Origin of the sequence: Pseudoalteromonas sp. C2R02 (genome assembly GCF_018860845.1) — a bacterium.
GTDB lineage: Bacteria > Pseudomonadota > Gammaproteobacteria > Enterobacterales > Alteromonadaceae > Pseudoalteromonas.
In genome coordinates this window covers 463,087-475,657 of the sequence record NZ_JAHKQC010000034.1, presented here as the reverse complement: position 1 = coordinate 475,657, position 12,571 = coordinate 463,087, and the positions used below count along the sequence as shown (strand labels likewise).

The 12,571-nt window shown below is 35.5% G+C and carries 9 protein-coding genes; 7 read left to right on the top strand and 2 right to left on the bottom strand.

What is annotated here, in order from left to right:
* Positions 1-59 precede the first annotated feature (59 nt).
* Entirely contained in the window at positions 60-905 is an 846-nt protein-coding gene (locus KO527_RS15335; RefSeq protein WP_216041150.1) for a TIGR02285 family protein, read from the bottom strand.
* Positions 906-1,156: 251 nt separating this feature from the next.
* On the opposite strand from KO527_RS15335, the gene KO527_RS15330 reads away from it, so the two are divergent.
* The 7 genes from KO527_RS15330 (at position 1,157) to KO527_RS15300 (ending at position 10,982) form a co-directional block, all read left to right on the top strand.
* Positions 1,157-3,346, top strand: coding sequence for a nitrate reductase (locus KO527_RS15330; RefSeq protein WP_216041149.1), 2,190 nt, complete (start codon positions 1,157-1,159; stop codon positions 3,344-3,346).
* 65 nt (positions 3,347-3,411) lie between these two features.
* A complete protein-coding gene (locus KO527_RS15325) occupies positions 3,412-5,334 on the top strand; it encodes a DmsC/YnfH family molybdoenzyme membrane anchor subunit (protein ID WP_252733785.1) in 1,923 nt (640 codons plus the stop codon).
* A gap of 91 nt (positions 5,335-5,425) precedes the next feature.
* On the top strand, positions 5,426-5,797 hold the full coding sequence (locus KO527_RS15320; RefSeq protein WP_252733745.1) for a hypothetical protein: 372 nt from the start codon (positions 5,426-5,428) through the stop codon (positions 5,795-5,797).
* A 361-nt stretch (positions 5,798-6,158) separates the two neighbouring features.
* Positions 6,159-8,687, top strand: a complete 2,529-nt coding sequence (gene nirB, locus KO527_RS15315; RefSeq protein ID WP_216041147.1) for a nitrite reductase large subunit NirB — start codon at positions 6,159-6,161, stop codon at positions 8,685-8,687.
* Between the two features lie 10 nt (positions 8,688-8,697).
* Positions 8,698-9,039: a nitrite reductase small subunit NirD gene (nirD, locus tag KO527_RS15310; RefSeq protein ID WP_216041146.1), complete on the top strand. Its 342-nt coding sequence runs from the start codon at positions 8,698-8,700 to the stop codon at positions 9,037-9,039.
* Between the two features lie 73 nt (positions 9,040-9,112).
* Complete coding sequence (cobA, locus tag KO527_RS15305; protein WP_216041145.1) at positions 9,113-9,997, top strand: uroporphyrinogen-III C-methyltransferase; 885 nt, start codon at positions 9,113-9,115, stop codon at positions 9,995-9,997.
* A complete protein-coding gene (locus KO527_RS15300) occupies positions 9,984-10,982 on the top strand; it encodes a glycosyl transferase family protein (RefSeq protein ID WP_216041144.1) in 999 nt (332 codons plus the stop codon). Before cobA ends, KO527_RS15300 begins: the two co-directional genes overlap by 14 nt.
* On the opposite strand, the gene KO527_RS15295 is transcribed toward KO527_RS15300, so the two are convergent.
* Positions 10,979-12,493: a sensor domain-containing diguanylate cyclase gene (locus KO527_RS15295; protein ID WP_216041143.1), complete on the bottom strand. Its 1,515-nt coding sequence runs from the start codon at positions 12,491-12,493 to the stop codon at positions 10,979-10,981. The two genes, KO527_RS15300 and KO527_RS15295, sit on opposite strands and share 4 nt — an antisense overlap.
* Positions 12,494-12,571: the final 78 nt, after the last annotated feature.

Sequence of the window (12,571 nt, the reverse complement as noted above, 5' to 3'; positions counted from 1 at the left end):
GATAAAAAGCATGGTTTTTATGGTGAAAATCAAATTTAGGGTAATTAAATTTACAAAACTTAGTGTTTATTATTTAATATTTCCTTAATAGTTGGATGAAAATTGCGTGGTAGCCAACGGGTTAAAATCTTATAAAAAGCATTGTGCCTATGCATTTTTTGTAAAGTTGCTTCAAGTATCGCTATATTTTTTTTGCCTATTTCATTAGTATTGCAGCCTATATATCCTTCACTAAAATTTGGTGTTTCAGTGAGCATAAGAGATATAATATCTCCAACTAAACCGAGCTTTTTAGCAATATATTCATGCTCATCAGGATAACCTAACACAATATCAACTCTGTCCATCACAAGCATTTTGGTGATGCTTTCTAACACGTTACTTCCTGGACGAAATGTCACTTGTTTAGATCTTGTAGTTGCAATGATTGAATCTATTTCAACGCCGTAAGAGCGATTAGGGATCGCGCCCAGCATCAAATTTTTATTCTCTAATAATTTAATTAACGATAAAGGCTTATCGATAGAAATGTTTAAAGCTTCAATATCACTTTTCCTCATAGCAATTGATACGGGCAAACCAATTGTTGAAGAAGAATCTGTAAAAGCGATATGTTTTTGTCTTTTTGGCGTTTTATAAAGAGAAAGTGTGCAAAAACTCTTATTTGGATCTGATAGCTCGTGTATCAATCTTGAGCCTGGAATATACATAAAATTAAATTTATAATTTGGCATCATTTTATCTAGCAGTTTAATAATACCTTCATCTCGCCCCATACCTTGACCATAATCATCAATAATATAATAAGGAGGAAAATCATAAACTAGCCAATTAATTTCTTTCGAAAAACTCGTGTTATTGAACAATAAAAGAAATAATAAAAATATATACTTAATATTCTTCACCTAAGTATTTTACTTATTAATCAAATATAGAACTATGCGGTAAAAAGGTCGATTGTTTTTTGACATAAATTGCAAATAATACAATAACTCTTTTCAGCATTATAATTGCACCAATATATTCCAACACCTCACCATCAAAGCACATCATTACATCACATTAAGCATTAACCTTTGAAATTAAAGGATAATTTATTTGGCATAGTATCTGCCTTATATCTACTGGGCGTTTAATTAAATTTCAGGAAGTTATTATGTTGTTTGGGCGAAAGAAAAGAAAACCAATAAAAATCCCAAGTAAAAAAGTTGCACAGTGGAAGTATACAACATGTAATTACTGTTCTACGGGCTGTTCAATTGAAATTGGTCTAAACGAAGAAAATAAAATTGTTACAACTCGAGGCCATGCCGGGGCTGATGTAAATCGTGGAAAGCTCTGCATTAAAGGCATTTTGGAGCATGAGTTATTTGAAAGCCCAGGCCGGGGTACTGAGCCTTTAATAAGAGAAAAACATTTTGAGTCTTTTGAGAAAACTTCTTGGGATAATGCTTTAGATACTACAGCTGATAAAATAAAAGAAATACAAACAAAATATGGTAAAGACGCTTTTGCAATTGTTTCAAGCGGTCAATTATTAACAGAAGAGTTTTATACATTAGGTAAACTCGCTCGTGGCTGTATTGGCACAAACAACTATGATGGTAATACGACTTTATGCATGGCATCAGCGGTAATTGGTTATAAAAGATCATTTGGTTCTGATGGTCCGCCAGGATGTTATGATGATTTTGAACATACCCATTGTTTTATGGCGTTTGGTTCAAATTTACCGGAGCAACATCCAATTATTTATTGGCGTTTGAAAGAAGCGTTAGAAAAAAGAAAGTTCCCTCTGATTGTTGTTGACCCTCGTGTCACTATGCTGGCGCAATTTGCCGATATTCATCTACCTATCACCCCAGGTACCGACTGTGTATTAATCAATTCAATGATGTATGTGATCATCAATGAAGAGTTACAAGATCAAGACTATATTAATGCACATACCCAAGGTTTTGATGAAATAAAAAATTTAGTACAAGACTACTCACCAAAAACAGCACAACATATTTGTGGTATAGATGAAGATACCATAAGAAACGTGGCACGAATCTACGCAAAAGCACCCGCTGCTATGTCTATTTGGACTATGGGCATTAATCAATCAACTCATGGCTCAGACGGTGTCGCTAATATTAATAACCTTAACCTTATAACAGGTAATATAGGCAAGCCAGGAGGTACGAGTTTATCAATTACAGGTCAATGTAATGCTATGGGCACAAGAGAATGGTCATCTTGTTCTGGCTTACCTGGTTATCGTTATCTAGAAAACGAAGCCGATAGAAAAGAAATAGCACAGTTTTGGGGTATCGATCCTGAGTTTTTCCCTAAAAGACGCGGATTAGCTGAAACTGATATTTTTCCCGCGATCGAAACCGGTGAAATCAAAGGCATGTGGATAGTTGCAACCAATCCTATGACTTCGATGCCAAATACAGCACGTATTCGCAAAGCATTAGAAAATTTAGACTTTTTAGTGATTCAGGATGTTTATGAAGATGTAGAAACGAACCAATATTCCCATGTTTATTTTCCTGCCGCTGTTTGGGCTGAAAAACAAGGGTGTCATACCAATACAGAACGTCGTGTGAATTTAATAAACAATGCCATGCCTCCATATAAAAACGCTAAACCTGATTTTTGGATTTTTAACCAACTAGCCAAACGCTTTGATAATGGCAAGGTTATTAACTTCCCTGACGCTCCTGAAGAGGTATTTAATGAAATGAAGCAACTGTCTAAAGGCAAAGATAGAACATTAGATATTTCAGGCATGAGTTATGAAAAAATTGAAAAAGCGAAAGGTATTCAATGGCCTTACCGGGAAGGACAAAGCAGTTTAAAAGGAGATCCGCGTTTATATACTGATGGAAAATTTCAAACACAATCAGGCAAAGCTAACTTAATTCCCGTTAAATTTTACAACAATAACGAACAACCTTGCGATGAATTTCCTTTTTGGTTAAACAGCGGCAGGGTCGTTGAACATTTTCATACCCGTACTCGAACAGGGAAAATTGGTAACTGTAATAAATTTAGCCCAACCGCATATATGGAAATGAACCCAGATGCAGCTATTGAGCTAGGTATTAGCCACCAGTCTTACGTTAGATTGACTAGCAGGCGAGGAGATGCGGTTGTCATGGTACAACTTACGCAACGGGTTCCTCGCAATATGGTGTTTATTCCATTTCATTTTCACGATTGTGTCAATCGTTTAACTTTAGGTCTACTAGACCCTTATTCTCGTCAACCTGCATTTAAGCAGTGCTCAGTAAAAATTGAACAAATAGATCAAGTTGAAGCGGCACGTTTGAATGTTGAACGTCGCGTATTTTAGGAGAGATTATTATGACTAAAGCCAGACAAGAAGAATTGAATGTACAAAGCTTTGATCCTAAAACGATGAAAGTTTCACAAGAGCAGGCAGGTCGCTCTAATCATTGGGAAGTGAGAACTGATGAGCAAAAATATGCGTACTTACCTGATGTTAAAGCAAAAGAGACCAATCGTTATGGTAAACGTATTGATTTAATAGATATTACCGATCATCCAAAAGCGCGATCAATGTTTATTAATGAAAATCCAGAAGTGGGTTCGAACCCTAATAGAAATAAACAACATGGTTTCTTTTTCACAGCAGATAACTGCATAGGTTGTCATGCATGCGAATCTGCATGTGCAGAAAAAAATGAAACTCCTGCCCACTTATCATTTAGATCTGTTGGTTATGTTGAAGGGGGCTCATACCCTGATTATAAACGCATGAATATTTCTATGGCGTGTAATCACTGTGATGATCCTGTTTGTTTAAAGGGCTGTCCAACGCGTGCTTATACTAAACATGCTGAATATGGCGCTGTTTTACAAGATCCGGATACATGTTTTGGTTGTGGTTATTGTACTTGGGTGTGCCCTTATAATGCACCTCAGTTAGACCCAGTAGAAGGCCAAGTTTCAAAATGTAATATGTGTGTTGATAGATTAGAGGTTGGACTAAAGCCTGCTTGTGTCTCCGCCTGTGTTGGCAATGCATTAGATTTTGGCGTAATTGAAAATACGCCTGAAAAACGTCAACAATGTAAAACATCTATACCAGGTTTCCCTGATCCAAGCATTACAAACCCAAATATACGTTTTCAACAAACCAAAAGCCTACCAGATGAAATGACACGAACTGATGATATGCCCGTTAAATATCATAAAAATGACAAAGGTGATTACAAACCTGTTATTGATCAAAAGAAAGGCAAAGCCAGGAGCTGGAATTTTGGGAAGTTAAATAGCAGAGAAAACCCTTTAGTTTTATTTACTTTATTTTCCCAAGCAGCTTTAGGTACATTTTTAATTCCATTTATTGCAGCCCTATGTGGTATTAAATCATTTGAGCAATTCATGGTTTCAGACATGTTTTTACCACTCACTGTCATCGCTTTGCTCATGACCTCATTTGGTTTATTTATGAGCGTGACACATTTAGGCAAACCATTTAGATTTTACCGTGGATTTAATAATTTAAGGCATTCCCCAATGAGCAGAGAAGGATTTGGTTTAGCCATGTTTAGTGCGGGTTGTGGCCTTACGGCGCTATTTTCATTACCTTTAAATGAAACTGTTGTAAATTTAACTCTATCATTTATAGAGATAGATTTAGTCGTATTAACGCAAACATTGCCATTAAACAATATCATTATTGGCACTGGTATATTTGCAGTTATTTCAGGGTTAGCAGGTCTGTATTATATGAATCAATGTTACCAAATAAAAGCACGTCCATTTTGGAATCATCTACAAACTGTAACCGCTTTCATAGGCAATACTTTATCTTTAGGCGCTATGACAAGTGCCATGATCGTATTACCGACTTTATATGTAATGAATCTTGATTTAACTCAGTCTTTATTAGTATTTAGCATGGTATTTATATTAGGCATGTTTATTGAAGGCCTAGGTTTAATAAAACATAACTCAGATTTAAACCGTAATGAAAATGAAGGCGGTGCAGCGCATTATGTGCAAAATACAACTTTTGGTAAAACCTACCTTTTAAGAAATACTTTATTAGCTATAAATATTTTATTCACCTGTGTTTTATTGAGTGTCCAGCTTCTTAATATATTAGAAGACAATCAATTAATATTATGGGGTTTATTCGCGACTTTAAATTGTGTTACATCGCTAATTGGTCGTGCTTTGTTTTATATTTTAGTTATTCCAACAACCATGCCTGGTGCATTCTTTTGGAAAAATAAAGGATTTGAACAACATGCTAGAGATGTAGGTTTAGCAGATAACCCAGCAACAGGTGTCGCGCCTTTAGCTCATTAAATATGAAGTAGGAGCAGGCTTTAGCTGCGAATATGTTATTTCAAGGCTAATGACTCTCCTAAACGTATAACAATAGTATTAAGGTATTAAATTGCTAAAAAATATTAATGATACACTTAACAAGTCGTGCGTCATTGCACTGAGTTATTTTGACATAAGCGGTAAAACCCTTAAACAAACTGTTTTAGCAGGTACAGTTAAATCTGTTGATAAAGAAACAGGCATAACAATACAACTTGATTCAGATAAAACGAACCAAGCTGAATTTATTATCCCTAGTGATTTATCTTGCTGGTTTGTTGCCCCTAAGGGAGACTTTCATACCAGCCAATCTGGCATTAAAGTGATTAACCCTGAATATTTGATCACTTGGGATATACATCAAACAAAAGACAATACCCCTGATGGTGAGCAACAATGGTGGCAGTGGCAGCCCAGATGTATAAAACCTAATATTAACTAATCAATGGTTTTAAATTAACCTATTTGGCTCCAACCAAAACCTAAGCGTATCTTACCTTGAGAGTTGATACGCTTTTTTGTTTTATATTGAGTCGTTATCAGAACCTTGTATTTAAATAAATTTGTAGGGGGAATTTATTCGCACAGAATTACTCCATTTTTAGCCTTAGTTTTAATGCACACCCTAAGTGCATTCCCCTTTCATAATAGTGCAAGCAGCTGATTTAAAAAACATAAAACACAATAAGCCATTGAAATTTAGAAGGTTAAATAGTGGCACTGTTATTGCCATTCTAATATATAGCATTGATAACAGTAGTAATGAAAGTGAGGTGAAATTCACTAACATGATAGGGGCTCAAATGGATACGAATAGAATAAAAATATTAGTCGTTGGCAATGGCATGGTTGGTCATCAATTTGTTGAAAGTATGGCTGAAAAGCAGCAAGCATATGATATTACAGTTTTGTCAGCAGAGCCAAGATTAGCATATGATAGAGTGCATTTATCTGAATTTTTTGGTGGCAAAAGTGCAGAAGATTTAGCTTTAACAACATCAGAGCATTATGATGAACTTGGCGTTAACTTTGTTACCAATGAAAAAATAACTGAGATTAATCGCACTGATAAATTTGTCACAGCAAGTTCTGGCCAAACGTATCGTTACGACAAACTGGTTTTAGCGACAGGATCATATCCATTTGTCCCGCCCATCCCCGGTAACACTCAAGAACATTGCTTAGTTTATCGCACAATAGAAGATTTAGAGGCAATAAGTGCTTCTGCTAAATCAGGAAAAGTAGGTGTTGTCATAGGTGGCGGGCTATTAGGCCTAGAAGCTGCTAACGCAATTAAACAGCTAGGATTAGATACCCATGTAGTTGAATTCGCACCTCAGCTAATGGCTGTTCAACTTGATCAAGCTGGTGGTAATTTATTAAAAAATAAAATTGAAGATTTAGGTGTAACCGTTCATACCCAAAAAGTCACACAAGTTATCGAACAAGGTGATTCATGCCGTTATAAATTGAAGTTCTCAGATGGTACAGAGTTAGAAACCGATCTGGTTTTATTTTCAGCCGGTATTAGACCACTAGATGAATTGGCTAAAAAATTCGACTTAGCAATAGGTGAACGTGGCGGTATCGTAATTAACGACCAATGCCAAACCTCAGATGAAAACATATTCGCCATCGGAGAATGTGCATTGTGGCAAAACTTCATTTTTGGCTTAGTTGCACCAGGTTATACCATGGCACGTGTTGTGGCCGATCAATTAAGTGGCGGTTCAATGATGTTTAATGGTGCTGATATGAGCACTAAATTAAAACTAATGGGTGTAGAAGTTGGTTCTATTGGCGATGCACATGCTAAAACACCTGGCTCAAAATCTTATATATTTGAAAACCAAATCAAAGGCGTTTATAAAAAACTTGTCATTGATGAAGATAAAAATAAAATTTTAGGTGCTGTATTGGTAGGAGATACCAGTGATTACGATTCGTTATTGCAGATTTCACTTAACGATATGGATTTACCAGACGCTCCTGAGTCTTTGATTTTACCAAACTCATCAGGTGCTGAGCCTATGGGCGCAGTTGAACTACCAGATTGTGCAATGATTTGTTCTTGTCACAATGTAACTAAAGGCGATATCAAACAAGCAATTGCTGATGGTACAACCGATTTATCTGAACTTAAACAATGCACTAAAGCCAGTACTGGCTGTGGTGGTTGTACTGCATTATTAAAAACAACAGTCGATAAAGAATTACTTGCTTTGGGCGTAGAAGTAAAAGATGACATTTGTGAACACTTTGCTTATAGCCGTAAACAGTTATTCCACATTGTAAAAGTAGAGCAAATAAAATCTTTTGATGCGTTAAGAGATAAACATGGTAAAGGCCATGGCTGTGAGATTTGTAAACCCGCAGTGGGCAATATTTTAGCATCTGTGTGGAATGATTATATTCTGGAGCAAAGTCACTTACCTTTACAAGATACCAATGATACATACTTAGGTAACATGCAAAAGGACGGTACTTACTCAATTGTGCCTCGTATTGCTGGTGGCGAAATAACACCTGACAAGCTCATTGTGCTTGGTGAAGTTGCTAAAAAATACAATTTATATACCAAACTTACTGGTGGTCAACGTATTGATTTATTTGGTGCCAGAGTTGATCAACTACCGCCTATTTGGGAAGAATTAATTCAAGCTGGTTTTGAAACAGGTCATGCATATGGTAAATCATTACGTACCGTTAAATCATGTGTGGGTAGTACTTGGTGCCGATATGGTGTGCAAGATAGTGTAGGACAAGCAATTGAACTTGAAAACCGTTATAAAGGTCTGCGCTCTCCTCACAAAATAAAGTTTGCAGTATCAGGTTGTACACGTGAATGTGCCGAAGCACAAAGTAAAGATATCGGGATCATAGCTACTGAAAATGGCTGGAATTTATACGTGTGTGGTAATGGCGGTATGAAACCACGTCATGGCGACTTATTTGCAACTGATTTAGATACGCAAACTATGGTTAGATATATTGATCGTATTCTGATGTTTTATGTTCGCACCGCAGATAGGTTACAACGCACTTCAGTTTGGTTAGAGGCACTTGATGGCGGTTTAGAATATTTACAACAAGTCATTATTGAAGATAGCTTAGGATTAGCACTTGAGTTAGAAAGTCAGATGCAAAGGGTTGTAGACAGTTACCAATGTGAATGGAAAACCACGATTGAAAACCCAGAGTCTCTTAAGCGTTTCCGTCAATTTGTTAATAGCGAACTGACCGATAGCAATATTCAGTTTGTTACAGAACGTGAGCAAATAAGACCTGCAACACCAGCTGAAAAACAACTGATCCCAATAAAAGAATTATAAGGAGAACACAATGACTTCTGCAACAAAGTGGCAAACAATTTGCCAACAACAAGATTTAATACATGATTCTGGTATTTGCGCATTACTTAATGATGAACAACAAGTCGCAATCTTTTATCTTAAAGCTACTAACCAAGCTTATGCGATCAGTAATTACGATCCAATTGGTGAAGCAAATGTTTTATACCGAGGCATTATAGGCTCAATTGATGAAGATATCGTTGTCTCATCACCATTATATAAACAACACTTTTCATTAACTTCAGGTGTATGCATACAAGATGAAACTAAGTCAGTTTCCGTATTTAAAACACGCATTATTGATGATTTAGTACAACTTAAAGTTGCTTAGAATATTTAAACAAAGATAAAAACAATGGGCGATTATCGCCCATGAATCAAAACTTAAGCTCAGGAGTTACTGTATGACAGCGCTAAATTGGCCACAATTGAGAATAAGCAGTGACTTGACAATTTTTGGCGGTATAAAAAAGTTACTAGCAAAATATAACGTTAAAAACATAAATGAAAGTAACGATCCTATTGGGCAAGTTTACTTAATAGGTGCAGGTCCTGGTGATCCTGAATTATTAACCATTAAAGCATATAGACTACTACAAGAAGCAGAAATTGTTTTTTATGATAGTTTGATCACAGATGAAATGTTGCAATTGATCCCAAGTAAAACACAAAAAGTTTTTGTAGGTAAACGTTGTGGTAAACATAGCATCAAACAAGACAATATATGTGATTTACTAGTAAAAGCGGGTTTATCAGGAAAAAATATTGTACGATTAAAAGGCGGGGATCCCAGTATTTTTGGACGTTTAGCAGAAGAAGCTGATGCATTAAAAAATAATAATATTAAATTTGCGATTGTACCTGGGATTACAGCTGCATCAGGTTGTGCCGCCTATTCAGGCATACCTTTAACCCATAGAGAATATTCCCAATCTGTTCGTTTTGTTACTGCCCATTTAAAACGGGAAGAATTACAAGCTGATTGGCAAAATTTAGCATCCAGCAAAGATACTTTAGTATTTTACATGGGATTAAACCGCATTAATCAAATAAGAGAAGGCCTGATCAAACATGGCATGATAACTACAATGCCTATTGCGATTATTGATAAAGGTGCGACAGAGCAACAACAAGTCATTATTAGTACATTAAAAGATATCACTGAAACAATGAAAGGGTTAAAATTATTAGGTCCTGCACTGATTGTTGTGGGTGAAGTGATCAATGCCCGTCAAATTGTTGATTTAGATATGCTAAAAATGAGTGAAGTCGTGAATGAGTCAAGTTAAAACCCCTTTTTCTGAATATATCCGTCATATTGGTCGAGGCAAAAAAGCAGGTAAATATTTATCCCAAGAACAAGCCTTTGATGCTATGAACCAAGCAATTAATGGTGAAGTAAGTAAAGAACAACTTGGCGCTTTTTTAATGCTGCTGAGAGTACGAGAAGAAAGTGAAGATGAATTGGCCGGTTTTTTACAAGCAGTGCGTCAGTCAACAATAGCTGAATTTAAAAGTATTAAAGGTATTAACTTAGACCTTGGTTGTTATGCAGGTAAACGCCGACAACTTCCTTGGTTTTTATTAGCGGTATTAACTCTCGCAGATAGTGGACAAAAAGTATTTTTGCATGGCACTAAAGAGCCGCAATCACAAAGACTTTATCTTGACCAAGTTTTCAAATTATTAAACTTACCTATTAGTACCAATACGGTTGAAGCAAACCTCTTTTTAGAAGCTCATGGGTTTTGTTACGTAGAATTAGGCGTTCTCAACCCTAAATTAAAGCAACTCATTGATTTAAGAGAACTATTCGGTTTGCGAACCTGCGCAAATACTTTAGCCAGAATGTTAAACCCTACAAATGCTGCTTATAGCCTACATGGGGTATATCATAAAGAATTTGATGAACGCCATATCCAAGTTGCTAATTTAGTTAATGATACCAATGTTGCGTGTTTTAGAGGAGAGGGTGGGGAAGTCGAAGTTAAATCAGATAGAGAATTCACATTACATTTAAATGATAACGAGGGGTTAAATCATACAGTAAATTTTCCTCAGTTATATTCTGGCAGGCAGCACAAAGCAAACATGGAAGATATTTCACAATTAAAGTCTGTTTGGCAAGGTCAATTGCAAGATGAGTATGCAATATCTGCAATAAAGGGCACTTTGGCCGTTATGATAAGTTTAACTCAAGGATTAAATAGTACGGACGCATTAAATAAAGCCAGTGATCTTTGGCGTAATAGAGATACAAGCAGATATTTTTAAACGTTTTTATTTTCTTTTTTATCTTTGTACATGTGTTTATCAGCTAATGTGAGTAAATCATTAGCTGAGCCACTATCGCTTGGGTAGATGGCATAACCAACACTCGTCCCCAAGCTAACAGCATTTCCTTCTATTTCTTTAATGGACGCAACAGCAACTTTTAACCTACGTTTTATTTCTTCGCATAACTCAGGGCCATTAATATTCGATAAGATAATTGCAAATTCATCGCCGCCTAATCGTCCAACACTATCAATATCACGTACTGTTTCTTTAATTCTGTCAGCAGACAACTTAAGTGCTAAATCACCGATATTATGCCCTAACGTATCATTAATATTTTTAAAGCCATCTAAATCTAAAAATAGTATGCCAACTTGGCTATTATTTCGTTTGGCCACTTTAAGACTATGAACTAACATATTATTAAAAGCATGTCGGTTAGCTAATGATGTTAACCCATCAAAATTAGCTAAATCGAAAAGTTGTTTACTATGTTTTGCTTTAACAAGCTCTGAATCAAAATGGATTTTAAACATTAAGTAAAATGACAATAAAAATAACATAGAACCAAAAAATATCGCGATTAAGATATTAAGCTCTATTGCAGCCCAACTTAATTGCTGCTTTACCGTTAATACCAATACTTGTGCACCAATTGAGATTTCTTTTTCATACTTAAATTCAGGTAGTAAATTCTTTTCCCATAACGTTACTTGAGTTTGAACTTGCTCAAATAAAGGTTCTTCCGCCTGCTTTTTGAGACGTATATCTATGACATAGTCAGATATAAGCGTATTTTTTTTCAATAATATATCCGACTTTATAATAAAAAAAGAGAAAAAGTCAGGCTGTGTATTTTGTTCAAAATAGGCTGGCTGTACCATTACGAATACACGCTCATCATCAAGCGTATCAAAAGGCTCCGAAATAACTGTTTTATTGTGACGTTGTGCAAGTCGGGTGGATTTAGCTAAAAACGGCAATGATTGCACATCTAAACCATAGTTATTAAAGGATAAATTTTCTTTGTCAGCAAAAAATGTAATTGGATAAAATACATCAGCGCTACTTTGCGTTGCACCTTTAAATTGACTGCCATCAAATACTTTTACTTGATAGTTATAAAATGTATTGTGAATATCATTAAACTCAGTCAAGTTCTCTCTAGTGACCAATTGAGCAGCTTGTATTTGATATATGTAAGGCACACGTTCAAGAACTTGATTAGAATACGTCACTACAGTTTCATAGTTTTCCAATCCTATGCTAGATAATAAAGCTGAAAACCCATCTAAAATAAAGTTTGTGCTTTGTGTGACCTGAAGTAAATGTTGATGAATATCATTTGTATGTATTACAAAGTCATCATTGGCATCATTGATATTTGATGAAATAACAAAAAAGTTCACCCCCACAAAAGATAAGATACTGAACAACGCCAAAAATAAATAAACAAGCACAATTCTGTATTTATCTTTTCCTGAGTTGAGGGATTGTTCAAATTCCATCGGGAAGTAATATATCCTAAATTGCAATTTTATTTATATTTTTATCTTAAAAGATATAATAGCGAAAAAAAACAATAT

Coding starts and splice junctions, on each gene's coding strand:
- KO527_RS15300 (WP_216041144.1), top strand. CDS start 9,984: ATGAGTCAAGTTAAAACCCCTTTTTCTGAATATATCCGTCATATTGGT.
- KO527_RS15330 (WP_216041149.1), top strand. CDS start 1,157: ATGTTGTTTGGGCGAAAGAAAAGAAAACCAATAAAAATCCCAAGTAAA.
- KO527_RS15325 (WP_252733785.1), top strand. CDS start 3,412: ATGAAAGTTTCACAAGAGCAGGCAGGTCGCTCTAATCATTGGGAAGTG.
- cobA (WP_216041145.1), top strand. CDS start 9,113: ATGACAGCGCTAAATTGGCCACAATTGAGAATAAGCAGTGACTTGACA.
- nirD (WP_216041146.1), top strand. CDS start 8,698: ATGACTTCTGCAACAAAGTGGCAAACAATTTGCCAACAACAAGATTTA.
- nirB (WP_216041147.1), top strand. CDS start 6,159: ATGGATACGAATAGAATAAAAATATTAGTCGTTGGCAATGGCATGGTT.
- KO527_RS15295 (WP_216041143.1), bottom strand. CDS start 12,493: ATGGAATTTGAACAATCCCTCAACTCAGGAAAAGATAAATACAGAATT.